Raw genomic sequence first — 24,950 nt, forward strand, 5'->3', positions numbered from 1 at the left:
GGGCAAGCCTCGCTCCTACAGGGAATGGATCAGGGCTTAGCTTTGCGCCCAGCCATATGCTTCAAATACCCCACCAGCATTTCCAGATCCCCCTCCGGCAACACCGTCGGCGCAAAACCCGGCATCTTCGCCTGAGGCCACTGGCGCAAACTCTGCGGATCTCGAATGTAGCGCTTCAGAAAATCCGCCCCGAAGTACTCGGTCGGGCTAAACGGAATATTCAGATCCGGCCCGAACTGCGCATCCCCTGCACCGTTCAATCGATGACATGCCAGGCAATTCTTCTGAAACAGCGCAAAGCCTTTGTTCACCGGATCATCCGCCTTCAAGGCCGGATCCGGCAGCAGCGCAGGAAAGCGCTCGGCCACGGGCGCCATGCGCTTGATACTCGCCACTTGAAACGGCCATTGCTCCGGGCTGATGTTGCCGGCTTGCGGATCGACCCACACCAGATAAAACGGCCCGGCACCCGGTTTCCCTTCAGATAACGCCGGCCACGGTTTCGCCGGGTCTTCAATCGCCAGCCACGCGCGCGCGCCCTTGGCGTTCAGCAACGGCGCCGCCGACAGTTCAGCGGCAAATCCGTCCAGCGCCACGGCTTGCAGATGGTCTTCAGGCTTGATGCCGGTCAACAACGCCGCCAACGGAACTGCGCGATAACTCATGTCCCGCTTGTAGGAAACGTCGTCGCTGATAGTGATGGTCTGGACCTGAGGATGCTTGAGCAATTCCTCGGTCTGCCAGGTGCGACTGCTCGCGCCCAGCTCAAGGTTCAGCTGTGCGGCATACGAGGGCGTGCTGAGCAGCAAGGCCCCAAAGAGAATGAGCGTTTTCAAATGATCGCCGTCCATGTCGTGGAAGTGCCGCAAAGGTTGGCACACCCACGCTGGCCCGGGTAGCGAGCCAGTCACATTTTTAAGAGGGCGATGTAAAAACCTGGCGCCGTATTATTTGAAGACCGCTTAACCGATCACCTTGGTCAAGTTCGGCAAAATCAACAACAGCGTAGTGGCGAAAAGAATGAGCCCGGCTTGACGTACTTTCGAATGCTTGAACATGGCTTGACCGCCTTTTTTGTTATTTCCTGATGCCTGCCTGCATATCTCCATGACGGCAGAGCGCTGAACTTCCTGTAAGACGAGTGCCTCGGCAAAACCCGACGACAACTTCGTACATGTTCACCTTAGAGCCCGCGTCACGCTTGGTTTAGATCCATTTCGTATGGTTTGCTTGCTTAAAGCTTTTAAAAAGGCATGAGGCCTATTGCCAGCTTCTTGGGCGCCCGTTTGCTAGACAGCTTGGTGACGTTAATCGGTTAATCCGCATCCGAGTGACCGTCCGTCTGAGCGTGTCCGTCAACGCCAGTGAGCATTGCGGTCATTGAATCCATGGCGGCTCGGCCTAAGGTGGAAGCTCAGTATTTAATCACCGCCCAGGTTCGAGGACGTCATGACCCAAGCTTTGATTTTCGACGCGTTACGCACGCCCCGTGGCAAAGGCAAGGCCGATGGCGCCTTGCACAGCGTCAAACCAGTAAATCTGGTGGCCGGGTTGCTCACGGCGTTGCAGCAGCGCACGTCGCTGGACACCAGCCAGGTCGATGATGTGGTGCTCGGTTGCGTCACGCCAATTGGCGATCAGGGCTCCGATATCGCCAAGACGGCGGCACAAGTCGCCGATTGGGACGTCAGCGTGTCTGGCGTGCAGATCAATCGCTTCTGCGCTTCGGGGCTTGAAGCCGTGAACCTGGGTGCGATGAAGGTTCGTTCCGGTTTCGAAGACCTGGTGGTGGTCGGCGGCGTCGAATCCATGTCCCGTGTGCCTATGGGCAGCGACGGCGGCGCTTGGGCGCTGGACCCGGAAACCAATCTGCACAGCCATTTCACCCCGCAAGGCGTCGGTGCCGACCTGATCGCCACGATTGAAGGTTTCAGCCGCCAGGACGTCGATGCCTACGCGCTGTATTCCCAGCAAAAGGCAGCGCGGGCGCGGGCCAACGGTTCGTTCAACAAATCACTGGTGCCGGTGCAGGATCAGAACGGCATCATCCTGCTCGATCACGATGAGTTCATCCGCGCCGAATCCACCCTGGAAGGACTGGGCAAGCTCAAGCCCAGCTTCGAGATGATGGGGCTGATGGGCTTTGACGCCACCGCGCTGCGCGTTTACAGCCAGGTCGAGCGGATCAACCACGTTCACACACCGGGCAACAGCTCCGGGATCGTCGATGGCGCCGCCCTGATGCTGATTGGCTCCGAAGCCAAGGGCCGTGCGCTGGGTCTGCAGCCTCGGGCGCGGATTGTCGCCACCGCAGTCACCAGCACCGACCCGACCATCATGCTCACCGGCCCGGCGCCGGCCACCCGCAAAGCACTGGCCAAGGCCGGGCTGCGGGTTGAAGACATCGATCTGTTCGAGGTCAACGAAGCCTTCGCCTCGGTGGTACTGAAATTCATCAAGGACATGGCCATCGACCCGGACAAGGTCAACGTCAACGGCGGTTCCATCGCCATGGGCCATCCGCTGGGCGCCACTGGCTGCGCCATTCTCGGCACTCTGCTCGATGAACTGGAAACCCGGCGTCTGCGCTATGGGCTCGCGACCCTGTGTGTCGGCGGCGGCATGGGCATTGCCACCATCATCGAACGCCTCTGAGCCTCGACCTTAAGGAACAAGTGACATGACTGAAGCCATTCGTTACGAAAAAGGTCAGGACCAGATCGTCGTCCTGACCATCGACATGCCGGGCCAGAGCGCCAACACCATGAATGCGGTCTATCGCGAGGCCATGGCCGCCTGCGTCGCCCGCCTGGTGGCCGAAAAGGACAGCATTGCCGGGGTCATCATCACCTCGGGCAAGAAAACCTTCTTTGCCGGCGGCGACCTCAATGAACTGATCAAGGTCGGCAAACCCGAGGCCAAGGCCTTTTACGACATGGTCCTGACGCTCAAAGGCCAGTTGCGTACCCTGGAAACCCTCGGCAAACCGGTGGTGGCCGCGATCAATGGCGCTGCGTTGGGCGGTGGCTGGGAAATCTGCCTCGCCTGCCATCACCGCGTCGCGCTGGACAATCCATCCGTGCAACTCGGCCTGCCGGAAGTCACCCTTGGCTTGCTGCCGGGCGGTGGCGGGGTAGTCCGTATGGTGCGCATGCTGGGCATTGAAAAAGCCTTGCCGTACCTGCTCGAAGGCAAGAAAGTCCGGCCGCAACAGGCCTTGCAAGCGGGTTTGATTGATGAACTGGCCGCGGATCGCGATGAATTGCTGAGCAAGGCGCGCGCCTGGATTATTGCCAATCCGGCCGCCGCACAGCGGTGGGACGCGAAGGGTTATCAGATACCCGGCGGCACGCCGTCGAACCCTAAAGTCGCGCAAATGCTCGCCATCGCACCGTCGATCCTGCGCAGCAAAACCCAGGGCTGCATGCCTGCGCCGGAGAAGATTCTCTGTGCCGCTGTCGAAGGCGCTCAAGTGGATTTCGACACCGCGCACCTGATCGAAACCCGCTATTTCACGGAACTGACCACCGGGCAAATTTCGAAAAACCTGATCGGCACCTTCTGGTTCCAGCTCAACGAGATCAACGCCGGCGGCTCGCGGCCCAAGGGTTTTGCACCTTGTGTCACGCAAAAAGTCGGCGTGCTGGGCGCCGGGATGATGGGCGCGGGCATCGCCTTTGTCAGCGCTTCGGCCGGCATTGAAGTGGTGCTCAAGGACATCAACCTCGCAGCAGCGGAGAAGGGCAAGGCCCACTCGGCGGCGCTGCTGGACAAGAAAGTCGCACGCGCCCAGATGCTCCCGCAACAGCGAGAGGCAATCCTGGCGCGGATCCACACCACCGAAAACGATGCCGACCTGGCCGGTTGCGACCTGATCATTGAAGCGGTATTCGAAGATCGCGAGCTGAAAGCCAAAGTCTCCTCGGCGGCACAAAAGGTCGTCGGCCCGGCCGCAGTGATCGCCTCCAACACCTCGACCTTGCCGATCAGCGGCCTGGCCACCGCCGTGCCGGATCAAACGAAGTTCATCGGTCTGCATTTCTTCAGCCCGGTGGAGAAAATGCCGTTGGTGGAAATCATCAAGGGCGCCAACACCAGCGACGAAACCCTGGCGCGCGGGTTCGATTTCGTCCTGCAAATCAAGAAGACGCCGATTGTGGTCAACGACAGCCGTGGTTTCTTCACTTCCCGGGTGTTTGGCACCTTCACCAACGAAGGCATCGCCATGCTCGGCGAAGGCGTGAGTGCACCGATGATCGAGACGGAAGCGCGCAAGGCCGGTATGCCTGTCGGGCCTCTGGCGATCTCCGACGAAGTTTCCCTCAGCCTCATGAGTCATATCCGCCAGCAGACCGCCAAAGACCTGCAAGCAGAAGGGAAACTGCTGATTGAGCACCCCGCGTTCGCCGTGATTGACTTGCTGCTCAACGAATACAAGCGGCCCGGTAAAGCCGCAGGGGGCGGGTTCTACGAGTACCCGGTCGGTGGCCAGAAACATCTGTGGCCTGAGCTGAAAAGCCGTTTCGAGAAAGCCGACGGGCAGATTTCGCCAAAGGATGTGCGCGATCGCCTGCTGTTCGTGCAAGCCATCGAAACCGTGCGTTGTGTGGAGGAGGGTGTGCTGACCTCGACGGCGGACGCCAACGTCGGCTCGATCTTCGGTATCGGCTTCGCGGCCTGGACCGGTGGCGCGCTGCAGTTCATCAACCAGTACGGGGTGAAAGACTTCGTCGCCCGCGCCCAGTACCTGGCCCAGCAGTATGGCGAGCGTTTCGCGCCGCCTGCGTTATTGCTGGAGAAAGCGGCCAAAGGGGAGGCGTTCTAAGGGACGTATGACGCCTTCCGGGGCTTGCCTTGTCACCGTGTTTCGAGGCAGGCTCTGGGGTGTGCATTATTCCCATCACGTGTCAGGTATTTTTTATGTCGTTACGCATCTGCATTCTGGAAACCGACATCTTGCGTCCGGAACTGGTCGATCAATATCAGGGTTACGGGCAGATGTTCCAGAATCTGTTTTCGCAGCAACCCATCGCTGCCGAGTTCACCGTGTACAACGTGATGCAGGGCGAGTACCCCAGTGACGATCTGACCTTCGATGCCTACCTCGTCACCGGCAGCAAGGCCGATTCCTTCGGCACCGATCCGTGGATCGAAACCCTGCGGGCCTACTTGCTGAAGCGTTATGAACGCGGCGACAAGTTGCTGGGCGTGTGTTTCGGCCATCAGTTGTTGGCGCTGCTGCTGGGCGGCAAGAGCGAACGAGCGACCCAAGGTTGGGGCGTCGGCACTCACAAATACAAACTCGCTGCCAAGGCGCCATGGATGAGTCCGGTGCGTGAAGAACTGACCTTGTTGATCAGCCACCAGGACCAGGTGACGTCGCTACCGGAAAACGCCACGGTTATCGCCTCGAGCGATTTCTGTCCTTTCGCCGCGTACCACATCAACGATCAGGTGCTGTGCTTCCAGGGGCACCCGGAGTTCATTCACGATTATTCCCGTGCGCTGTTGGAGATTCGACAGGAGGCACTGGGTCAGCAGGTTTATACGAAAGGTGTGGCGAGCCTTGAGCAAGAGCATCACGGCACGACCGTTGCGGAGTGGATGATGCGGTTTGTGGCGCATAAGCCAGAAGCTAAAGCGGTTTAAAACATTGCAGCGAATGTGCGACGAGGGAGCAGGCGCCCTCGCCACACAAGCGTTTCAAAGCCACCCGGACTTTTTGAAACTCGCCCACAAACTCACACATCCCACCGCAATAAACCCCAGCACCGCGAAATACCCGTAATGCCAGGTCAACTCCGGCATGTTCTGGAAGTTCATCCCGTAAATCCCCGCCACCGCCGTCGGAAACGCCAGGATCGCCGCCCACGCCGCAAACTTGCGCTGCACAACGCTCTGCCGTGACGCCTCCAGCAACACACCGACCTCGATGGTCTGGCTGGCAATGTCCGCCAGGGTCGTCAGGTCTTCCATCTGCCGTGTGACGTGAATCTGCACATCGCGAAAGTACGGGCGCATGTTCTTGTCGATAAACGGAAAGCTCAGCTTCTGCAGTTCCTCACCGATCTCCACCATCGGCGCCGCATAACGCCGCAAGCGCAAGACGTCCCGGCGCAGGCCGTGCAGCTTCTGGATGTCATGTTCATTCAGCGCGCTGCACAACACATTGCGCTCCAGCTCATCGATCTCGGCATGGATCGCTTCGCCCACCGGCTGGTAGTTTTCAATCACGAAATCGAGGATGGCATAGAGGACGAAATCTTCCCCGTGCTCCAACAACAGCGGACGCGCCTCACAACGTTGGCGGACAAGGGCGTAGGACGCCGAATGACCGTTGCGCGCGGTAATGATGTAACCGTTGCCGGCAAAGATATGAGTCTCGATGAACTCCAGTTTGCCTTCATGCCGGACCGGTGAATACGTGACGATAAACAAGGCATCGCCGAAGGTTTCGAGCTTCGGTCGACTGTGTTTTTCCAAGGCGTCTTCGATGGCCAGCTCGTGCAGGTTGAACTGGCGTTGCAGGTTGGCCAGTTCCTGCGCGTTCGGCTCTTCAAGGCCGATCCAGACAAAGTGGCCAGGCTTTGCTGCCCAGGCCGCGCCTTCGTCGAGGGTGATATTGGTGACTTTTTTACCGGCGCTATAAACCGCAGCAGCAACAACTCTACCCATGATTTTGGTTCACTTCTTATTTGCGCTTTTGATTAACAAAGACCCAGTGGCGAGCCGTGCTCAGCTTAGCCTTGTCTGCTGCTTGAGAGTCAATGAAATCTGCCGAGTTCGCCGGCAGAAGTTCACAGGCGAAAAAAACCCGCACTAGGCGGGTTTTATTGTCAAACGGCTTGGAGTTGCCGGTCCATCGACTCGATGCATTCGCGCATCTGCTCGCGGCACTGTGCCATCAGCCGGGGCATGTCATCCAGGCTCAATCCCGCCGTAGGAATTGCCGGCAGCGAGCGGATCAGAATTTTCCCACTACGCCAGCGGTTCAATCGCATGTGTTTGACGTAACTGCTGACACACACCGGCACGATCGGCACGCCCGCGGCGATCGCCATCTGGAACGCGCCTTTCTTGAACGGCAACAACTCTTCCCCGAGGTTGCGCGTACCTTCGGGGAAAACCCAGATCGATGTGTCTTGATGCTGCAAGGTGTGCGTGGTGGTCAACATCGACTGGCGCGCCTTGTGCGCATTGCCGCGGTCGATCAACACATTGCCGGCCAGCCAGAACAACTGCCCGAACAGCGGCACCCACTTCAGGCTCTTTTTGCCGATGCATACGGTGCGGCGGGGCACCACGTTGCCGAACACAAACAGATCGTAGTTGGACTGGTGGTTGGCGATGATCACGCAGCTGTCGGGCTTATCCATCAACGGTCCGACATCGGCCTTCACCCGCAAACGCAAAATACACATCGCCGGCCACGCATACAGGCGCGCACACAACCGGCTGTTGTCCGGGTTGAACGGGCGGCACAGGCCCAGAATCACCCCAAGCACACCGGCCAAAATAAAGTGCAGGCCCATCAATAACATACGAAACGCAAACAGCATTTACAGGCCCCACCGGGACAAAAGGTGGCGCAGTGTACGGATGTGCACTGTTTTCGGCAATTGCCGCTATAGAGGAAGGAGATAGGCGATGTTTGTGCGCATGTTTCCGACTTGAGGGTCAGACGCGTGCTAGAGCGGTTGTTGATTTTTCAACAGCGTGCGTATGAAAAAGCCCGACACGACGGTCGGGCTTTTCTGTGCAGACTGTCCGGGCTTAACCCATGTGTTCCTGATCCAGGATGATCGCGTTGTCCAGCGTATCCAGCAGCGCCTTGCGCACTTTCAGCTTGGTGTTCTTGTGCGCGGTCATGTTGATCTTCTTCAACTGACGCGCCGCCGCCAGCGCAGCACTTTGCAGCTCTTCGGCCGACACCACCAGGTCGAGGAAGCCGGCATCCACGGCGCTCTGTGGATTAAACATCTCACCGTTGATGACGGAGCGGTGGAACGCCGACTTGCGCAGACGATCACGCGCGATCTCGATACCGGCATGGTGCATGGTCATGCCGATCTGCACTTCGTTCAGGCCAATGCTGAACGGGCCGTCGACACCAATGCGGTAGTCCGCCGACAACAGCAGGAACGCGCCCTTGGCCACCGCATGCCCAGGGCACGCCACAATCACCGGGAATGGATGCGACAACAGACGACGGGCCAGCGTCGAGCCGGCCGTCACCAGCGCGACCGCTTCTTTCGGGCCGGACGTCATCACCTTCAAGTCATAACCGCCGGACAGAATCCCCGGCGTACCGGTAATGATCACCACTGCACGATCAGTCACCGCCTGATCCAGCGCAGCATTAAACGCAGCAATCACGTCCGGGGAAATGGCATTGACCTTGCCATTGCTCAAAGTCAGGGTCGCGATACCGTCTTCGAGATGGTAGGAAATCAACTCACTCATGACGCTATTCCTTGTATGAAAGTTGGGCAGACGTTACCCACCGCCGCAGGCCAGGTAAAGCGCCGTGACTGACCCGCCAGTCACCCTTTCCCCGCCGGGCAAGCGTAGCTCGCCACTCCCGCCGCGCATTCCTCTGCTTATAGAAGAGGGCGCGAAGCCGGAGATTGGCAGGTTTGCCATCGCCCGGAACCGACAGGAACGACTGAAACGCTAAGCGCATGAAAATTCTGCAAAAAAAGTTTGCCATCAGAAAAGCTTTCGACTACATTAGCGCGCCTCGACAGACAGAACATGTTTGAAGATATACGGTGAAGTGTCCGAGTGGCTTAAGGAGCACGCCTGGAAAGTGTGTATACAAGAAATTGTATCGAGAGTTCGAATCTCTCCTTCACCGCCAAATTCGATGTAACCAGAACCCCTGATTTCGAGAGAAATCAGGGGTTTTGTGGTTTCTGGCGTTAGTATTTGAATCATGGCACCGTTGTTGGCTCAAGCGAATAAGCGAAGTCGCTTCTGAAAATGGTGTAGGAATAGTGAAAGGCGTGTGGGAAGTAACGCAGGAGCGCCAAGCGGATGGGGGCTTCCGACGGCAAGCTTCTTTGACTCTGTAAATATGCCTGAAGAACTGTGATACCTGATTATCGAAGCCCAGCCGTTGCTGGGCTTTTTGTTTTCAACGATTGGCCGCAGAGGAATAATGCGCGCCTCTATGAAGAAGGAATCCCCATGATCACCACCACAACCCACGCCATCGAAGGCCGCCAAATCACCGCCTATCTGGACATCGTCAGCGCCGAGTCGGTGCAGGGCGTCAACGTTATTCGCGACGTGTTCGCCGGCATGCGGGATTTCTTCGGTGGGCGTTCCCAGACGCTGGAGCGGGCGTTGAAGGAAGCGCGGATTCAGGCGACCGACGAGATCAAGGAGCGGGCGCGGGCGCTTCAGGCGGATGCGGTGGTGGGGCTCGATTTTGAGATCAGCATGCCGGCCGGCAAGGGTGGGATGGTCGTGGTGTTTGTAACCGGGACGGCGGTCAAGTTGAGGTGAGTGACGGAATGAATCTGTTTGATCGCCAGCTGATTTTGTAGGAAACGGCGGGGTCCATTCGTCGGGCATGCGGAGATCTGAACTACAAGTCTGGTAATGACCGGCTAGTCTCAAAAGCCTTGGTGGTCGATATTTTTCAGGCAATAGGGCTTGCCGGTATCGATCCCGCTTTGAGAGGGGAAGCGCTATGACTGATCCGTATATCGAAGACGACGGGGCAGAATTTCCAATCAACAATTGCGTGCAGTGTGGCCAGACGGAGTATGTGGCGAGCTTCGGTGAAGATCAGGTCGAAACCAGCAAAGTCAGATCCGCGGCAACCAAGGTGCTCAGGTCGAAGTTTTTGCCAAAACGAGTGACATCCAGGAAGTAATGGTCAAACGGACAAACCCCGCCAATGAGTGGGGTTTTTTTATTTTTAGAGGGGCTCGACACCCCAAAAAATGGTCGACCGACAAGCGAGAATTTTCTGTTGATGTTTTTTCACAAAGTTTTCACACCCAAGTACGTAGTCTCAGCTCATCCGTTAGAAAGCAGTACCCTAGCCCGTTCCCCAGCGGGCTTTTTTTTGCCTGTCATAAAACCTTTTCCATAAAAGCTGTCCAAACGTCGCCAATTGCGAGGAGCGGCGGATTTTGTGTGGACGTTTCCTCCTCGAAAGCATTCAATCCCCGGCTTTTCGGTATTCCCTATTTTTGAGGTTTTTCGTCATGCGTTTAACACTGCCTGCTCTGGTTCTGGGACTTCTGGTGACTCAAGGTGCGATGGCTGCCGGTGATGGCACTGCTGCGATCGGTGGTGGTCTGGGTGGTGCGTTGGGTAACGTGGTCGGCCAGAGCATGGGTGGCAGCACCGGCGCGGCAATCGGCGCGGGTGTTGCGGGCGCAGCCGGCAGTGCCGTGGCAGCACGTAAAGGCAGCCGCACCAAAGCGGCCATTGGTGGCGGCGTCGGTGCGGCCGGTGGTTCGGTGATCGGCAACAGCCTGGGCGGCAAGACTGGTTCGACCATTGGTGCAGGCTTGGGCGGCGCATTGGGCGGCGGCGTGGGCAGCAATCTGGCCAAAGGTCACAAGCGTCACTGATCCTGAGCGATAACCTCGAAAAGCCCGGCTAAATGCCGGGCTTTTCGTATCTGGATGTTTCGTTTTTCACAGACTTTGAATTTGCAGATGTCCAACCTTCATCGCTGGCCGGATTCAGTGAGTGCAGGTGCTAGACTCACGCCCATCCGCAATGCGTACTCTTACCCCCGATGCGGAATTTGAGGTTCATATCATGCGTTTGACATTGTCCACGTTGTTTCTGGGACTTTTGGTCGCTCAAGGTGCAATGGCTGCCGGTGATGGCACTGCTGCAGTTGGTGGCGGTCTTGGCGGCGCACTGGGTAACGTAGTGGGTCAGCAAATGGGCGGCAGCACAGGCGCAGCGATTGGCGCCGGCGTTGGCGGTGCTGCGGGCAGCGCTGTTGGCGCGAACAAGGGCAGTCGCACAGAGGCCGCGATTGGTGGTGGGTTAGGTTCGGCAGGCGGTTCCGTGATCGGCAATAGCCTCGGCGGTTCTACCGGTTCGACCATTGGCGCAGGCCTGGGTGGCGCAGCGGGTGGTGCGGTCGGCAACAACCTCGGCAACGACAACGGCGGCTCCCATTCTGGAGGCGGTCATAAGAATAAGCACAAAAACAAACACAAGAATAAACATCACTGATTCGACATCGAGTGATATCAGAAACCCGGCCCAGGCCGGGTTTTTTCGTATCTGCCTGGTAGTCCCCGGAACGTTTGGTCGCAAGCCGCCTCGAACGTCATACACCCCCAACGTCGCGAGGACTGCCATGACTCCTGAAACCGAAGGCAAGGAAGAAAAAGGCCCAAGTGGGCTTCCGTTCATCAATGACCCCGGCAACGAAGATCCAGGTTCTTTGATGGATGATGCAACGGTCCCGCTCAACGACTCCGATGACGCTGGGGATGTGGGAAACGTCGAGTACGAAGAAGAGGAAGAAGACGACGATTGACCGGCGTTGATGTGCTATCGACCGATCGTCTCACTGATCGAACGCAAGCATTGTCCAGCCCTCGAAATTTCAGGGCCTGCTTTTCAGGCCCTTCGAGAGGTGCTTTATGAATGCTGATCCGAAAGTCGACGATGACGACGACACCCCTGAATACCCGCTGCCTTCGCCCACCGATTCCCTGAGTCGCGATCAACGTCCGCCGGACGACGACACTGCGGTTGAGCAGGTGCCGGCTGATGATGTGAAGCGTGGCGATGTTGAGGCCACCCCCGATGACCCGGATATTGCCGGTAACGATGGCTCCGGTGAGCCCAGCTGAAAAGCCATTCGTCGATTGAGCGGCACCTTTAAAAAGCCAATGCTGCCAGAAATCAGGTACGCACCTTTTTAGAGGAGATGCACCATGATCAGGTCAACATTGATGGTCCTGACGGTGAGCAGCGTGTTGTCGATCAGTTCAATGGCGGCGTTTGCTCAGTCTTCCGGCAACGATGCACCGGTCGATAAGGGCGGGATGCCGCCGTCTACTGAAATGAACGCGGGTTCTGGAGACGGGAAGGCGTTGCCGCCTGGCTCCATTGGTGGTGGGAATGCGGGTGATGCGAGCGGGAGTAGCACCAGCCCGGGAGCGGGAAGCGGGTCGATGAGTGGTGGAAGTTCGATGGGGAGTGGTTCTGGGAGTGGGTCTGGAGGATCCGGTAGCTCTGGTGGTTCCGGGATGAGCGGTGGTGGGAGTGGTGGGAGTTCGGGAAGTGCGGGAGGAGGGACGGGTGGTGCTGGTGGGGGGACGAGTGGTTCCGGCGGTTAATCCAGGTTCTTTTCTCAGTGACTCCGCAGGAGTTTATGGATATTTCTATTGTTTTGTTCGCGATCACTTCCTGCGTGGGTTGGGAGTTGAGTAGCCCTTGTAGCTGCCATCCGGCATAAATAAATCTGTCGCCTTAGCCCGAGTGGGCTTCCGTTCATCAATGACCCCGGCAACGAAGATCCGGGATCGTTGATGGATGAAGCAACGGTCCCGCTCAACGACTTCGATGACGCTGGGATGAGGGAAACGTCGAGTCGAAGAAGATGAAGAAGACGAGGATTGACCGGCGTTGATGTGCTATCGACCGATCGTCTCACTGATCGAACGCAAGCATTGCCCAGCTCTCGAAATTTCAGGGCCTGTTTTTCAGGCCCTTCGAGAGGTGCTTTATAAATGCTGATCTGAAAGTCGACGATGACGACACCCCTGAATACCCGCTGCCTTGGCCCACCGATTCCTTGAGTCGCGATCAACGTCCGCCGGACGACAACACTGCGGAAGAGCAATTGCCCACTGATGACGTGAAACGTGGCGACGTTGAAGCCACCCCTGAAGACCCGGATATTGCCGGTGACGATGCGTCCGGTGAGCCAATTTGAAAAAAATCATTCGTCGATTGAGCGGCACTATTAAAAGTGACTGCTGCCAGGCCCCTGCTAGTGCACGATCGATGCGAGCCAACGCTTGTAGAAATCCCTTTGTTGCTGAATGTCAGTTGTGATGTCTTGTTCTTCGAAGGCGAAGATATTAACCACGTCCTCAGCTACAGTTGGCAGTCCCATATGAAGTTCGTACGCCACTATGCCACCTGCCATTTGTGATGCCATGCGCGAGGGATGAACGTTGAGTTTAGCGCCTTTGCATAGAAATTTTATCTCTGGAAAATCGGCTCGTAGAAGGCCAAAACATTCATAAAGATCGTGAGCTGTGTATGTTTTTCTTAATCCATTTTTCATTGTGAAAACTAACGTCAAATTTCTTCGGTCGCATTCGATTAAAACTTTCTCGGTGACTCCGCAGGTGTTTATGAATATTTCTATTGATTTGCTCACGATCACTTCCTGCGTGGGTTAGGGGTTGAGTAGCCCTTATAGCTGCCATCGGCATTGACGGGGGTGACACCTAGAATGTCTCGACTGTCTACTCCGCCAGGCAAAGCTATTTCAACCTCACCTCTATGAGGCGAAATTATGCCAAGTTTTTTATTCACATCTATCCCACGAATGTTTTTTATTACATAGACGAACCCGTCTTCATATCCATAACCCGTTGCAAATTTTATAGCTTCCTTTTCCGAAGTTGAGGTGCTGACAAAAAAACTGGGAGGGCTTCGGTTGTCCAATGCGTGTAAGTAAAGGTCCATGCTGTCTCCCAAAGGCTCAAAGCCGGCTTCAAATATCTCCCACGATTCCCGTGAATCTCCGCGATATAAATAACGTTTTTTTGGTTTAGGCGATGGAACGCCGGGCTCCCCCTCATCAACCTTCACCTTCCCCGCCGGATCCTCATCCCCAAACGAAGGCCTCTTGCACCCGTCCCCTCCAGGGCAATCATTCAACCCCAACGGATCAACCCACCCCGTTGGATTGCGCGTGTACTGATATCCGTTTAACCCACCCGCCAACTTACTCGGATCCGGCGTCAGATACCGTCCCAGATCCGGGTTGTAGTACCGGTGCCGGTTGTAATGCAGTCCCGTCTCCGCATCGTAATACTGCCCCTGAAACCTCAATGGCTGATCCAGAACCTGATGGGTATCGCGATTCAGGCGTGTCAGGCGGCCATAGGCTGTGTATTGGGCGGCCCAGATAATGTCGCCGCTGTAGTCGGTGAGTTCTTGTGGTGTGCCGAGGTGGTCGAGTTGGTAGTAGAACGGGCAGGCCTGGTGCGGGCCTTTGCCGTCGAGCATGGCCAGCGGGCGGAAGGTGCCGGGTTCGTAGACATAGCTGCGGTAATGTTCGCGGCCACTTTCGGCAACGAGGTTGTCGCCCTGCCAGAAGTACTCGGTGATGTGGCCGTCGACGGTTTTACAGATGCGGCGGCCGAAGGCATCGTAGCGGTAGCTGGCGGTGTTGCCGTTCGGCAGGGTGACGCCGATTAATCGATGCTGGCAGTCGTAGCGGTACTCGGTGACGAGTTTTTGGGCGGCGCCGCGGCGCTCGCGGATCAGGTTGCCGAAGGCGTCGTAGTCGAAATGGCGATCGCCCTGCATCAGCAGGCGATTGCCTTTGAGGGTGGCTGGGCCTGGCCGGTCCTGCATCAACAGGTTGCCGGCGGGGTCATGGGCGAAACTTTCGGGCTGCTGGTCGCGGGAGTGGCGGACGCGGATCAGGCGGTCAAGCGGATCGTATTGATAGCTGCGTTGGCCATGACGGGTGTCGGCGATGTGTTCGAGATTGCCGTTGGCGCTGTAGGTATAGTCGCGCCGATACAGCGGATGCTGGGGTTGGCTGATAGCGTGAGCTTTCAGGCGACCCTGTTCATCGTAGTCGTACCGGCTCGACAACATGCCTTGCTGACGTTGCAGTTCGCGGTCGGCTTTATACGTGTGGCTTGTAAGTCGTGTGCCGTTAAGGTCGATGGCTGTCAGCGCACCGCCCTTGGCGTGGTGATAGTCGAGTTGGCTGTTGTCCGGCAGACGCAGATGGTTGAGCTTGCCGCAAGCGTCGTAGCCGTAGCGCAGCGTGCCCCAACCTTGATGTTCGGTGATCAGGCGGTTTTGCTTGTCGTACGCGAACTCCAGCGGATGGTCGTGGCCGTCATCGACGCTGACCAATCGACCGAGGCTGTCATAGCGATATTCGACGTTGACGCCATCGGGCAGGTTTTTGACCAGCAGGCGTCCGGCCGTATCCCGTTGGTAACTCGTAAACAGCTGCGAGCCGTCATCACCGAATTCGGTTTTTTCCAGCAGATGGCCGTTGAGGTCGTAGGCGTACGCTGTGCGACGGCCGTCAAAGCCGGTTTCCTGTCGGATCAATCCGCCAGGTGTGTAGTCCAGTCGATAGCGTTCGCCGGATTCGTTTTCAATTTCCGTCAGGAGCAGCCGTGCGTTGTCGTAGCGATAACGCAGCTGCGTGCCGTCGGGATTGATTCGGCGGCTGACCAGATGCAGGTCATCGTCGTATTAAAAACGGGTGACCCGCCCCAGTTCATCGCGTTCGGCGGTGATTTTGCCGTAGGCGTTGTAACTGAAGGCGCGGCTGGCGCCTGTAGGAAGAACCGTCTGGATCAGTCGGCCAACGGCGTCCCATTGGTATTGAGTGACGGCACCATGTTCGTCCTGACGGGCAATCTGACGACCCGATACATCGTAGGAAAACCGCCGCTGACTGCCGTCTGGCAACGTCTCTTCGACCAGTTGCCCGATGGCATTCCACACGAACACATGACGGCTGGTGTCCGGGTAACGGATAGACAGTAGCCGGCCTTGAGCATCGTAGTGGTAGTGAGTGATGTGGCCGTCGGGATCGATGGCCTCGGTGACATCCCCCTGAGCATTGCGTTGGTATTTCCACACCGCTTTACCGCGATATCGCGCATGCAGGAAACCGTAGCGATATTCGTAGGACGTTGGCTCGTCTTCCGGTGGAATCAGCGCGATCAGCCGCCCGACCTCGTCGTAGCGATATTGAGTGATTGCCCCTGACGGACTGCACTCATTCGTCAAACGGCCCTGGTCGTCGTAGGCATTGAGATGCTCTGCGCCATCCGGCTCAACCCGGCGCACCAATCGCGCCTTATCGTCATGGACGTAAACTTCTTCGCTGCCATCGGCGTTTTTAACCAGCACTGCGCCGTCGTCATCCCAGGCATATCGCGTATCCATCTGCGAAAAAGTCGCCCAATGCCTGACACATCTGGCCGCCTTGCCAGACCTTTCCCACTCCCAGAAGAAGCTGGCCCCACCGGCCAGTTGCCGCTGGAGAATCACATGTTGGTCGTCGTAGTCGTACCGCTCGCTTTCGCCGGCAGCATTGGTCGCTTCGATCAGGCGGTGACGGGCGTCGTAGCGGTAGGCAATCAGCGTTTGCTCTCTACGCCAGGCGTCCACCAACCCGTCGGCGGGATGAAACGACTGATACTCGACCGTAACGATGTGCCGGCGCTCGTAACGCAACAGCAGTGAACGTCCCGCGCCGTTATCGACGCGTTGAATGCGATCCTGACGGTCGCGGGTGATATGCAGCCGGTTGTCGTAGGCATCACTGATGGACGTCAGGCGACCATTCTCAAAGTGATAGAACCGTGGAGACTCACCCGCCAGCGCAACAATCAGCTCCTCGGGTTTGTTTCCGAGATAAATGGCCGAGCGGGACAGGCTGTTATGAATCGCCGGACGCGAAAGACCGGGCAGTGGAAACGTCGTGCGACGGTTTTCATGGTCGGTCCAGACGACCTGTTCTGCGTCCAGCTCCAGGCGATGCGCCAGCGAATGACTCCAGCCCCAACCCAGCCCGCAATCCATTTCCACGGCGCTGGTTCGGTACAACCGGGTAAACGCGAAAGGCAGCAAACCGTTAAGCGATCCATCGTCCAGTGTCAGCAATTCTTCGCCGGTGACCATCGACACCGGGCAACCGTTGGTGCAGGTCAGCAGCCCGCAATCGGCACTATCGCCGTTGGGATTTTTCGCTTGATCGGGAACGTCGTCACGGTGCTCCTGCCGACCCAATCGGGTCATGGCTGCGGATTTGTCGCGAGCGATGGCGACTGGATTCTGCACTGTCAGAACCGGCGCAGTGCCCAGGTTGATCTGCAACGGCACGGCGGGTGCGGGGTTTAGCGGAGCATTTCGGACATTGACCGCAAGGGGTTTGAGTACGCCCGCGTGGGTCGTCAGGTCGGACTGGGTGCCGAGCTCGGCCAACCTCAGGCTCGCGGCAGCCAGCCATTTGCGCGCGCGCTCGGATTTGACCTTGTCCAGCACCTTGGCGCTGATGCCGAGCTTCAACCCGGCAGGGCCTGTGAAGCGCGCCAGCAGGAAGCCGATCAATATGCCTGTGCGAATCTGCGCCACGACTTCGGCGATGAACTGCGGCGGCAACATCCTCAGCCAACTGGTGATCGCCGCCAGATGAATGAACATCAGCGGCTCATCACTCAACACCAGCAACAGGTTGGCGATGGATTCCGCTGAAGCCTCCAGCAGCGTTTCAAGTTCGGTTTCGGTCAGGTACTCAAGGAGTTTTTCACTGTTGGCTTGCAGGTCCGCGAACAGCGCGTAAATCTGCTTCACGTCATCCCACAACCCGTTCAGCGAATTCTCGAAACCGCGCCAGTCGGCCTGTTGCAGCTGGCCGTAACGCTTGATGAAACCGGCCTCGGCGAACTCGGCCCATGAGGGTTCGAATTCGGTCGTCCACTCGTTACGCAGCCAGCCTTCCAGACCGCTGATGACGCCTTGATAGGAGGCATAAAGCGCTTTGACATGCTCAGCGGAAACATTCGGGAAGAAGGTGATGCGATAACGCAGGCTGCGTTCGCACTCGCGGATTTCGAGGATGCCGCTAGGGCCGATCTCGTCATAAACCGGTTTGCCGAACGTACCGTCAGCGTTCAAAGGCTCAAGCATCACCGGTGTGTTGCCGATCGGCACGAACCGCGCAGCGTCGAACATGTGCACGAGGGTCAGGGGACCCGCTGCCGGGCATGCGGCGACGGTCGAGCTGACAGGGGTGGTGGAGTTTTTCGGCGCGACCAGGCGAACGTCGTGCCCCACCTTGAACACCTGCTCGATATCCAGCGCCTTGCCGGTCCAGAAACTTTCGGCCCAGGCGTCGTAGTCATTGAGGCAAAGCCGGAAGTCAGCGAACAGCGCTTCGACATCCGGCCGCTCGGGGTCCATGGCGGCAACCACCAACAGGCCGATGGCGTTATTCAAGGCCAGTACCTTGTCAGGTACGAACATTCGCAGTCCCTCGCGCAGATCAAGTTTGAGCGCGGGACTTTGCTTGGGATCAACGGGTAAAGAAGTCGGGAAAGGAGGCGTTTTATGTAGGGAAAATCGCTAAATGACGACGAGCACTTTTTGTATCTGTCAGGGATTGCCCGTTGCTCGATGGCCGCCGCGCTCGCTATGCTGCTGAATCCTTTAATCGATCACGGACCCGGCCGCACCTGAGCCGCCTCTGGGATGTCATTAGAAAACGGATCAGATGCGATGAATGCACCGCTGAATGAATACGGCCCGATCAAGGCCGTGATTTTTGATATGGACGGCTTGCTGCTGGACACCGAGGGCATTTATACCGAGGTCACGTCCATGATTGCCGAGCGCTACGGTCGGGTCTTCGACTGGAGCATCAAACAGAACATCATCGGCCGTGGCGCGGGTGATCTGGCGCGGTACGTGGTCGAGGCTCTCGACCTGCCGATCACCGCCGAAGAGTTTCTGGTGATCCGCGAACCGCTGATGCGCGAGCGTTTTCCGCAAGCGCTGGCGATGCCTGGCGCCGAGGAACTGGTCAGGCACTTGAAAGCCAACAACATTCCGATCGCGGTCGGCACCAGTTCTTCGCGTCAGTCGTTCGGCCAGAAAACCACCTTGCACCGCGATTGGTTTGCGCTGTTCGACTTTGTCGTGACGGCCGATGACCCTGAAGTGGGCGCGGCCAAACCGGCGCCGGACATCTTCCTCACGGCGGCGCGGCGCCTGGGCGTTGCGCCCGAAGACTGCCTGGTGTTCGAAGACTCGCCGTTCGGTGTCACGGCGGCGAAAGCGGCGGGGATGACGGCGATTGCGATTCCCGACGCGGCGATGGCTGACGAAAAGTATGCGCATGCCGATGGCATTCTTCGTTCGTTGAAGGCGTTCAAGCCGAGTGCTTGTGGTTTGCCAGCCCTCGAATGGGCTTGAAGTAAAAAGTGTGGGAGCGAGCCTGCTCGCGAAAGCGGAAGGTCAGACGACATCAATGTCGCCTGACGCACCGTTTTCGCGAGCAGACTCGCCCCCACATAGTGATTGCGTCTAGCGCATCAGGCGCCAAAACCACCGTCGATGGTCAGGCTCGCCCCTGTGATGTAACCGGCTTCCGGCCCGACCAGATAGGCCACAAAGCTGGCGATTTCCTCGGAAGTGCCGTAACGGCCCACCGCCATCAGCGGGATCAGGCTGTCAGCGAAGTCACCGTCGGCCGGGTTCATGTCGGTGTCGACCGGGCCCGGTTGCACGTTGTTGATGGTGATGCCGCGCGGGCCGAGGTCGCGGGCCAGGCCTTTGGTCAGACCTACCAGCGCTGATTTGCTCATGGCGTAAGGGCCGCCACCGGCGAAGGGCATGCGGTCGGCGTTGGTGCTGCCGATGTTGATGATGCGACCGCCTTCAGTCATGTGTTTGGCGGCGGCCTGGGTGGCGATGAACACGCTGCGCACGTTGATGGCCAGGGTCTGGTCGAAATCTTCGAGTTTGAAATCCTCCAGTGGCGCAACGGCCAGCACGCCGGCGTTGTTGACGAGGATGTCGAGGCGACCAAAGGTGTCTACGGTGGTGGTCACGGCGCGGCGAATGGCCTCGGCGTCAGCGCTGTCGGCCTTAATGGCGAGGGCTTTGCCGCCATTGCCGGTGATGCTGTCTTGCAAGGCTTCGGCTTTGGCCGTGGAGCTGACATAGGTGAAGGCAACGGTTGCGCCTTCAGCAGCCAGGCGTTTGACAATGGCGGCGCCGATGCCGCGGGACCCGCCTTGAATCAAAGCCACTTTGCCGCTGAGGTTCTGAGTAGTCATAACGATCTCCGAAGTCCCGAGGCGAGATGCCTCGGTTGATGGAGCCTAGTATTGATTGCGGATTACACGCTGTGTAGACGGCAATTACGATAGTCTGTGTAAACCAGAAGTTTATAGTGGCGCCTATGGAAACCTTCAGCAGTATCGAATGCTTCGTGCGCAGCGCCGAGGTTGGCAGCTTCGCCGAAGCCGCGCGACGCTTGAGCCTGACCCCGGCGGCGGTGGGCAAAAGTGTTGCCAAGCTTGAGGCCCGGCTGGGTGTGCGGCTGTTCCAGCGCAGCACGCGAAGCCTGACGCTGACCGAGGCAGGTCACCTGTTTCTCGGCGAAGTCAGTTCCAGCCTGCACACGATCCAGAATGCGGTGGCCAACCTCGCCAGCGCTGAGGGTCGGCCAGCGGGAACACTGAAAGTCAGCATGGGCACGGTGTTCGGGCGTTTATATGTGGTGCCCTTACTGGGCGAGTTTCTGCGGCGATTTCCGGCGATCAACCCGGATTGGCATTTCGACAACCGGCAGGTCGATCTGATTGCTCAGGGCTTCGATGCGGCGATTGGTGGGGGATTTGAGCTGCCGCAAGGCGTGGTGGCGCGCAAGCTGACGCCGGCGCATCGGGTGCTGGTGGCGTCGGCGGAGTATCTGGCGGCGCGGCCTGTGATCGTCGAGCCCGATCAACTCAAGGACCACGACGGCATCCTGATCCGCTCCCCACAGACCGGTCGGGTGCGTTCCTGGCAATTGACCAGTCGTACTCAGCAACACAACCCGCTGGCGCTGAAGGCGCGCATGACCATGAGCGATTCGGAAGCGGCGTGTGCGACGGCGGCGCAGGGGTTGGGCATTGCGTTGGTGAGCATGCCGTTTGCTGTGGGGTATCTGGAAGCCGGGACGTTACAACGGGTTTTGCCGGACTGGTATGTCGACGACGGCAACATTTCTATCTATTACGCGGAACACAAACTGCTGCCGGGCAAGACCCGGGCGTTTGTGGATTTCATTATTGAGCAGTTTGCGGAGCGGGGGTGGGTGCAGCGGTTCAGTGCGGTTTGAGCCTGGCTTGAGACCGAGTCGCTGCTTTCGCGAGCAGGGGATTTGTGAATGACACAGATCCAATGCGAGCCTGCTCGCGATGAACGATAACGCGGTCTACCGCCCGAACCGCCCCGGCCAACCAATAATGTTCTTTGGCCGTGGCGTCGCATACGTCCGCACCTTGGAAGTGGACAACCCTAATCGCACCAGCGATTCGGCAATGGTCACCGCCGCCGTCACGCCATCCACCACCGGAACCCCGGTGCGCTGGCGAATCTGTTCATCCAGCCCGGCCATGCCGCCGCAGCCCAGGCAAATCACTTCGGCCTTGTCTTCCTGCACCGCCAGTTCCGCCTGACGGACAATCGCCTCCAGCGCCCGTTGCGGATCGGATTCCAGTTCCAGCACCGCCAGACCACTGGCCCGCACCGACGCGCAGCGGTCCCACAGCCCCGACAGTTTTAGCCGGTCCTCGATCAGGGGCACGGTGCGGTCCAGGGTGGTGACCACCGAATAGGCATGGCCGAGGAACATCGCCGTACTGGCCGCTGCATCGGTGATGTCCACCACCGGCACGTTGAGCAATTCCTGCAAGCCTTCGCGACCGTGTTCGCCGTAGCCGGCCTGGATCACAGCATCGAAGGGCTGGTCGTAGGCCATGACCCGGTCCATTACGGCGATGGCGGCCAGATAACTTTCGAAATTGCCTTCGATGGAGTCGGCGCCGAAGTAGGGCGTCAGGCCGACGATTTCCGTTCCCGGCGCGGCCACCGCCTGGGCGGATCGGGCGATGGCCTGGGTGATGGATTCGGTGGTGTTGACGTTGACCACGAGAATTCGCATGAGTAGTCCTTATTGCAGGGCGGTTCTGCGGCCCGGCGCTGGCGGGCCGCGAGTGGATTAGTGGCAGACGTTGTCGACTGCGATGCTTTCACCGCTGACGTCGGCGTAATGGGGCTGTCGCTTGGCGATGATCAGGTAGAGCATTGCGCCAATCCCGGCGCCGATCAGCCACGAGAACGGTGAAACGAGGTGGAAGCCCGGCACCAGCGCCAGGACGATGGCAATCAATGCGGCAGGAATGAACGCCGCTACGGCGCGTAAATTGACCCCGCGGCTGTAGTAATAAGCGCCGTTGGGGTCTTCGCTGTACAACTGCGGCACGTTGACCTGACCTTTTCGTACAAGCCAGTAGTCGACCATGATCACGCCGTACAACGGGCCTAGCAGGGCGCCGAGGCCGGACAGGAAATACACGATCACCAGTGGGCTGTTGTAGAGGTTCCACGGCAGGATCAGCACCGCGATGGTTGCGCTGATCAGCCCGGCGCGGCGGAAGGTCAGGTATTTAGGCGCCAGGTTACTGAGCACGAACGCCGGGGCGACGAAGTTGGCCATGATGTTCACCGCTACGGTGACGATCAGGAACGCCAGGCAGCCGAGCACCAGGAAGAAGGTGTTGGGGATCGAGGCGATGATTTCAGTCGGGCTTTCGATGATCCGGCCATTGATCTGAAATTGCGCACCACAAAGCAGGACGGTGATGGCCGCGAACACCAGAATATTCACCGGCAAGCCCCAGAAATTTCCGACCTTGATGGTTTTGCGGCACGGCGATGAACGGGCGAAGTCGCAGAAGTTGAGGATCAACGTCCCGTAGATCGCCAGCCACAATGCGCCGCCGGCAAAAATATTGCGCCACATCTCACCACCGGTCAGCGGCTCGCGGATCGACCAGGCGATGGTTGCGTCGGCTTGGGTGTACATCCAGGCGGCGAGCGCGGCGACGGTCAGCAGAATCACCGGCCCGGCGAACGCTTCATAGCGCCGTACCATTTCCATGCCGTAGGCGAGGATGCCCAGTTGCACCAGCCAGATCGCCACGAAACATACCCAGCCCAGGCTCGACAGACCAAGGATCGAGTTGTGGTCGTAGTCGGCGAAGCCGGGATGCACCGCCGTCAGCAGCACGCGAAACACTACGGACGCCAGGTACGTCTGAATGCCGAACCAGGCGATGGCGATAATGGCGCGGATCAACGCAGGAATTTGCGCCCCGTGGATACCGAAACTGATCCGGCTGATGACAGGAAACGGCACGCCGGTCTTTTGCCCCATGTAGCCGGAAAGGTTCATGAAGCCATACACCAGCGCCGCGCCGATCCCCAGGGACAACAGAATCTGCCAGCCACCCAGACCCAGCGCATACAGGCCAATGGCGAAGGAATAGTTGGCGATGTTGTGAACGTCGTTGGTCCACAGGGCGAAGATGCTGTAGCGGCCCCAGCGTCGGCCTTCGGCCTTGGTCGGCGCCAGGTCCTTGTTGTGCAGGCGCGGGCTGAGCACCACGGGTTCTTGAACAGTTTGATCTTGAGCGGTGGGTGGAAAGGAGGGCAGATCCAGCGCGATGTTGTTATTGGAGAGGCTAGTACGCATTCCGGCAGGCTCCGAGCTTGGCGTCGCGATGACTGTGCATGAGCGTGAGCTCGACAAATCTTCGTCGCGGGCAAAAGCATCATTGGTTACGGGGCATCTGCAGCCTGTACGGGATAGGGCGCTTCAGGCTTGCGGATCTAAGTGTGTGTATGTTTTGAGTTGATTGTATACAAAACATGTATGCACTTAAGCCAGATCCATGCCAGCTACCGATCTATAAAAATAGGTTCTCATTTCGTTTTGTTGATGGACCACGATAAGTGACTGAAAAAAAGGCGATATAAATTGACCGGTTGAATAGGTTTTTATTTTTCGTCGGAGGAGGTGGGAAAACTCGACTGGGGAAGTCAGGAAAAAGGGTGTAACTTTTTGGGGCGCAGAAAACAAAAGTGCACACATAAATGGCACCTATGGTGACATTCGTGTGTACACATTTATAAAACAGAACACTAATCCTGCGGGAGTGAGACCGGCTTGCCGGGGCATTCAACAGTATTGTTGACTGTTACACCGCTATCGCGAGCAGGCTCGCTCCCACAGGGGAATTCACCCGGCTCGGGCTCAGGCCTTGGACTTGCTGATGATATTCCCCGCATGCAGCCCGCATTCTTTCTGCGTCGCCTCTTCCCACCACCAACGGCCTTCACGTTCATGCTGGTTCGGCAGCACCGGGCGGGTGCAGGGTTCGCAGCCAATGCTGATGAAGCCGCGTTCGTGCAGGCTGTTGTACGGCAGTTCGAGCATGCGGATGTAACCCCAGATCTCTTCGCTGGTCATCTGCGCCAGCGGGTTGAATTTGTAGAGGGTGCGTTCCGGGGTGGAAAACGCGGTGTCGATTTCCATCACCGCTACGGCGCTGCGGGTACCCGGGCTCTGGTCCCGACGCTGGCCGGTGGCCCAGGCGCTCACGCCCGACAGTTTGCGACGCAGCGGTTCGATCTTGCGGATGCCGCAGCACTCGCCATGGCCATCCTTGTAGAAACTGAACAGGCCTTTTTCCTTCACGAACGGCTCCAGTTTCGTGTAGTCCGGGGACACCAGCTCAATGTCGATCTTGTAGTGCTCGCGCACCTGATCGATGAAGCGGTAGGTCTCCGGGTGCAAGCGACCGGTGTCGAGGCTGAACACTTTGACGTTCTTGTTCAGCTTCCAGGCCATGTCCACGAGCACCACGTCTTCGGCGCCGCTGAAAGATATCCACAGGTCATCGCCAAACTCGGCAAACGCAAGTTTCAGGATGTCCTGGGCGGATTTGTTGGCATAGGTCGTGGCGAGTTCCACAACATCGAACGATGGGCTCATCAGGGCGGCTTCCTACAGGTCGGTGGCGCTGGGCGCTCTATATGGGGCTGATGGTAACAAAATCCTGCGGCGGCGGGCGCGCCCTGTGCGTTGCGCGGGGCAGCCTGAGTCGCTAGAGTTCGGC

At 58.3% G+C, this 24,950-nt stretch carries 21 protein-coding genes, 1 tRNA gene and 1 pseudogene; 13 read left to right on the forward strand and 10 right to left on the reverse strand.

Annotation, left to right across the window (positions count from 1 at the left end):
* Window positions 1-29 precede the first annotated feature (29 nt).
* Window positions 30-851 carry a c-type cytochrome gene (locus AB4N91_RS06100; protein ID WP_010456607.1) on the reverse strand — a complete coding sequence of 274 codons (822 nt, stop codon included), beginning with the start codon at window positions 849-851 and terminating at the stop codon, window positions 30-32.
* 598 nt (window positions 852-1,449) lie between these two features.
* On the opposite strand from AB4N91_RS06100, the gene AB4N91_RS06105 reads away from it, so the two are divergent.
* From AB4N91_RS06105 to AB4N91_RS06115, 3 genes are all read left to right on the forward strand, one after another.
* Window positions 1,450-2,655, forward strand: a complete 1,206-nt coding sequence (locus AB4N91_RS06105) for an acetyl-CoA C-acetyltransferase (protein ID WP_102595324.1) — start codon at window positions 1,450-1,452, stop codon at window positions 2,653-2,655.
* 25 nt (window positions 2,656-2,680) lie between these two features.
* Window positions 2,681-4,825 (forward strand): 3-hydroxyacyl-CoA dehydrogenase NAD-binding domain-containing protein, encoded by a 2,145-nt coding sequence (locus AB4N91_RS06110; protein ID WP_460112187.1) that lies wholly within the window; start codon window positions 2,681-2,683, stop codon window positions 4,823-4,825.
* Between the two features lie 95 nt (window positions 4,826-4,920).
* Window positions 4,921-5,649, forward strand: a complete 729-nt coding sequence (locus AB4N91_RS06115) for an amidotransferase (protein WP_010456594.1) — start codon at window positions 4,921-4,923, stop codon at window positions 5,647-5,649.
* Window positions 5,650-5,703: 54 nt separating this feature from the next.
* On the opposite strand, the gene AB4N91_RS06120 is transcribed toward AB4N91_RS06115, so the two are convergent.
* The 3 genes from AB4N91_RS06120 to AB4N91_RS06130 form a co-directional block, all read right to left on the reverse strand.
* The gene (locus AB4N91_RS06120) at window positions 5,704-6,675 is read right to left on the reverse strand and encodes a magnesium and cobalt transport protein CorA (protein WP_010456592.1); all 972 of its coding nucleotides are present in this window, start codon (window positions 6,673-6,675) and stop codon (window positions 5,704-5,706) included.
* A 161-nt stretch (window positions 6,676-6,836) separates the two neighbouring features.
* Window positions 6,837-7,559, reverse strand: a complete 723-nt coding sequence (locus AB4N91_RS06125; RefSeq protein ID WP_010456590.1) for a lysophospholipid acyltransferase family protein — start codon at window positions 7,557-7,559, stop codon at window positions 6,837-6,839.
* 214 nt (window positions 7,560-7,773) lie between these two features.
* Window positions 7,774-8,463: a crotonase/enoyl-CoA hydratase family protein gene (locus AB4N91_RS06130; RefSeq protein ID WP_010456588.1), complete on the reverse strand. Its 690-nt coding sequence runs from the start codon at window positions 8,461-8,463 to the stop codon at window positions 7,774-7,776.
* Between the two features lie 307 nt (window positions 8,464-8,770).
* Here AB4N91_RS06130 and AB4N91_RS06135 point away from each other — a divergent pair.
* From AB4N91_RS06135 to AB4N91_RS06170, 8 genes are all read left to right on the forward strand, one after another.
* Window positions 8,771-8,860: transfer RNA gene (locus tag AB4N91_RS06135), tRNA-Ser, on the forward strand.
* 329 nt (window positions 8,861-9,189) lie between these two features.
* A complete protein-coding gene (locus AB4N91_RS06140) occupies window positions 9,190-9,510 on the forward strand; it encodes a YbjQ family protein (protein ID WP_010456586.1) in 321 nt (106 codons plus the stop codon).
* 187 nt (window positions 9,511-9,697) lie between these two features.
* Complete coding sequence (locus tag AB4N91_RS06145) at window positions 9,698-9,883, forward strand: hypothetical protein (RefSeq protein ID WP_010456584.1); 186 nt, start codon at window positions 9,698-9,700, stop codon at window positions 9,881-9,883.
* Window positions 9,884-10,220: 337 nt separating this feature from the next.
* Window positions 10,221-10,592: a hypothetical protein gene (locus tag AB4N91_RS06150; RefSeq protein WP_010456583.1), complete on the forward strand. Its 372-nt coding sequence runs from the start codon at window positions 10,221-10,223 to the stop codon at window positions 10,590-10,592.
* A gap of 193 nt (window positions 10,593-10,785) precedes the next feature.
* On the forward strand, window positions 10,786-11,214 hold the full coding sequence (locus tag AB4N91_RS06155) for a glycine zipper domain-containing protein (RefSeq protein WP_010456581.1): 429 nt from the start codon (window positions 10,786-10,788) through the stop codon (window positions 11,212-11,214).
* A 127-nt stretch (window positions 11,215-11,341) separates the two neighbouring features.
* Complete coding sequence (locus AB4N91_RS06160; protein WP_010456579.1) at window positions 11,342-11,524, forward strand: hypothetical protein; 183 nt, start codon at window positions 11,342-11,344, stop codon at window positions 11,522-11,524.
* A 106-nt stretch (window positions 11,525-11,630) separates the two neighbouring features.
* Complete coding sequence (locus AB4N91_RS06165) at window positions 11,631-11,843, forward strand: hypothetical protein (RefSeq protein WP_460112188.1); 213 nt, start codon at window positions 11,631-11,633, stop codon at window positions 11,841-11,843.
* A gap of 878 nt (window positions 11,844-12,721) precedes the next feature.
* Window positions 12,722-12,931, forward strand: a complete 210-nt coding sequence (locus tag AB4N91_RS06170; protein ID WP_042932678.1) for a hypothetical protein — start codon at window positions 12,722-12,724, stop codon at window positions 12,929-12,931.
* Between the two features lie 57 nt (window positions 12,932-12,988).
* On the opposite strand, the gene AB4N91_RS06175 is transcribed toward AB4N91_RS06170, so the two are convergent.
* Together AB4N91_RS06175 and AB4N91_RS06180 are read right to left on the reverse strand one after the other, a co-directional pair.
* Window positions 12,989-13,384 carry a hypothetical protein gene (locus AB4N91_RS06175; protein WP_049870748.1) on the reverse strand — a complete coding sequence of 132 codons (396 nt, stop codon included), beginning with the start codon at window positions 13,382-13,384 and terminating at the stop codon, window positions 12,989-12,991.
* Window positions 13,385-13,386: 2 nt separating this feature from the next.
* Window positions 13,387-18,243 (reverse strand): annotated as a pseudogene (locus AB4N91_RS06180) (RHS repeat-associated core domain-containing protein).
* Window positions 18,244-18,495: 252 nt separating this feature from the next.
* Here AB4N91_RS06180 and AB4N91_RS06185 point away from each other — a divergent pair.
* Window positions 18,496-19,191 carry an HAD-IA family hydrolase gene (locus tag AB4N91_RS06185; protein ID WP_010456572.1) on the forward strand — a complete coding sequence of 232 codons (696 nt, stop codon included), beginning with the start codon at window positions 18,496-18,498 and terminating at the stop codon, window positions 19,189-19,191.
* A gap of 119 nt (window positions 19,192-19,310) precedes the next feature.
* On the opposite strand, the gene AB4N91_RS06190 is transcribed toward AB4N91_RS06185, so the two are convergent.
* The gene (locus tag AB4N91_RS06190; RefSeq protein ID WP_010456571.1) at window positions 19,311-20,057 is read right to left on the reverse strand and encodes a 3-oxoacyl-ACP reductase family protein; all 747 of its coding nucleotides are present in this window, start codon (window positions 20,055-20,057) and stop codon (window positions 19,311-19,313) included.
* A 125-nt stretch (window positions 20,058-20,182) separates the two neighbouring features.
* On the opposite strand from AB4N91_RS06190, the gene AB4N91_RS06195 reads away from it, so the two are divergent.
* Window positions 20,183-21,106 carry a LysR family transcriptional regulator gene (locus AB4N91_RS06195; RefSeq protein ID WP_010456568.1) on the forward strand — a complete coding sequence of 308 codons (924 nt, stop codon included), beginning with the start codon at window positions 20,183-20,185 and terminating at the stop codon, window positions 21,104-21,106.
* Window positions 21,107-21,202: 96 nt separating this feature from the next.
* Here AB4N91_RS06195 and AB4N91_RS06200 read toward each other — a convergent pair whose 3' ends face one another.
* From AB4N91_RS06200 to AB4N91_RS06210, 3 genes are all read right to left on the reverse strand, one after another.
* On the reverse strand, window positions 21,203-21,931 hold the full coding sequence (locus AB4N91_RS06200) for an aspartate/glutamate racemase family protein (protein WP_010456567.1): 729 nt from the start codon (window positions 21,929-21,931) through the stop codon (window positions 21,203-21,205).
* 57 nt (window positions 21,932-21,988) lie between these two features.
* On the reverse strand, window positions 21,989-23,524 hold the full coding sequence (locus AB4N91_RS06205) for an NCS1 family nucleobase:cation symporter-1 (protein WP_077748186.1): 1,536 nt from the start codon (window positions 23,522-23,524) through the stop codon (window positions 21,989-21,991).
* 561 nt (window positions 23,525-24,085) lie between these two features.
* A complete protein-coding gene (locus AB4N91_RS06210) occupies window positions 24,086-24,826 on the reverse strand; it encodes a phosphoadenylyl-sulfate reductase (RefSeq protein WP_010456562.1) in 741 nt (246 codons plus the stop codon).
* Window positions 24,827-24,950 lie beyond the last annotated feature (124 nt).

The sequence above is a fragment of the Pseudomonas sp. H3_D04 genome (assembly GCF_054669175.1).

What these genes read in the sequence shown, in the direction of transcription:
- AB4N91_RS06100 (WP_010456607.1), bottom strand. Translation starts at nt 851, where the DNA reads ATGGACGGCGATCATTTGAAAACGCTCATTCTCTTTGGGGCCTTGCTG.
- AB4N91_RS06105 (WP_102595324.1), top strand. Translation starts at nt 1,450, where the DNA reads ATGACCCAAGCTTTGATTTTCGACGCGTTACGCACGCCCCGTGGCAAA.
- AB4N91_RS06110 (WP_460112187.1), top strand. Translation starts at nt 2,681, where the DNA reads ATGACTGAAGCCATTCGTTACGAAAAAGGTCAGGACCAGATCGTCGTC.
- AB4N91_RS06115 (WP_010456594.1), top strand. Translation starts at nt 4,921, where the DNA reads ATGTCGTTACGCATCTGCATTCTGGAAACCGACATCTTGCGTCCGGAA.
- AB4N91_RS06120 (WP_010456592.1), bottom strand. Translation starts at nt 6,675, where the DNA reads ATGGGTAGAGTTGTTGCTGCTGCGGTTTATAGCGCCGGTAAAAAAGTC.
- AB4N91_RS06125 (WP_010456590.1), bottom strand. Translation starts at nt 7,559, where the DNA reads ATGCTGTTTGCGTTTCGTATGTTATTGATGGGCCTGCACTTTATTTTG.
- AB4N91_RS06130 (WP_010456588.1), bottom strand. Translation starts at nt 8,463, where the DNA reads ATGAGTGAGTTGATTTCCTACCATCTCGAAGACGGTATCGCGACCCTG.
- AB4N91_RS06140 (WP_010456586.1), top strand. Translation starts at nt 9,190, where the DNA reads ATGATCACCACCACAACCCACGCCATCGAAGGCCGCCAAATCACCGCC.
- AB4N91_RS06145 (WP_010456584.1), top strand. Translation starts at nt 9,698, where the DNA reads ATGACTGATCCGTATATCGAAGACGACGGGGCAGAATTTCCAATCAAC.
- AB4N91_RS06150 (WP_010456583.1), top strand. Translation starts at nt 10,221, where the DNA reads ATGCGTTTAACACTGCCTGCTCTGGTTCTGGGACTTCTGGTGACTCAA.
- AB4N91_RS06155 (WP_010456581.1), top strand. Translation starts at nt 10,786, where the DNA reads ATGCGTTTGACATTGTCCACGTTGTTTCTGGGACTTTTGGTCGCTCAA.
- AB4N91_RS06160 (WP_010456579.1), top strand. Translation starts at nt 11,342, where the DNA reads ATGACTCCTGAAACCGAAGGCAAGGAAGAAAAAGGCCCAAGTGGGCTT.
- AB4N91_RS06165 (WP_460112188.1), top strand. Translation starts at nt 11,631, where the DNA reads ATGAATGCTGATCCGAAAGTCGACGATGACGACGACACCCCTGAATAC.
- AB4N91_RS06185 (WP_010456572.1), top strand. Translation starts at nt 18,496, where the DNA reads ATGAATGCACCGCTGAATGAATACGGCCCGATCAAGGCCGTGATTTTT.
- AB4N91_RS06190 (WP_010456571.1), bottom strand. Translation starts at nt 20,057, where the DNA reads ATGACTACTCAGAACCTCAGCGGCAAAGTGGCTTTGATTCAAGGCGGG.
- AB4N91_RS06195 (WP_010456568.1), top strand. Translation starts at nt 20,183, where the DNA reads ATGGAAACCTTCAGCAGTATCGAATGCTTCGTGCGCAGCGCCGAGGTT.
- AB4N91_RS06200 (WP_010456567.1), bottom strand. Translation starts at nt 21,931, where the DNA reads ATGCGAATTCTCGTGGTCAACGTCAACACCACCGAATCCATCACCCAG.
- AB4N91_RS06205 (WP_077748186.1), bottom strand. Translation starts at nt 23,524, where the DNA reads ATGCGTACTAGCCTCTCCAATAACAACATCGCGCTGGATCTGCCCTCC.
- AB4N91_RS06210 (WP_010456562.1), bottom strand. Translation starts at nt 24,826, where the DNA reads ATGAGCCCATCGTTCGATGTTGTGGAACTCGCCACGACCTATGCCAAC.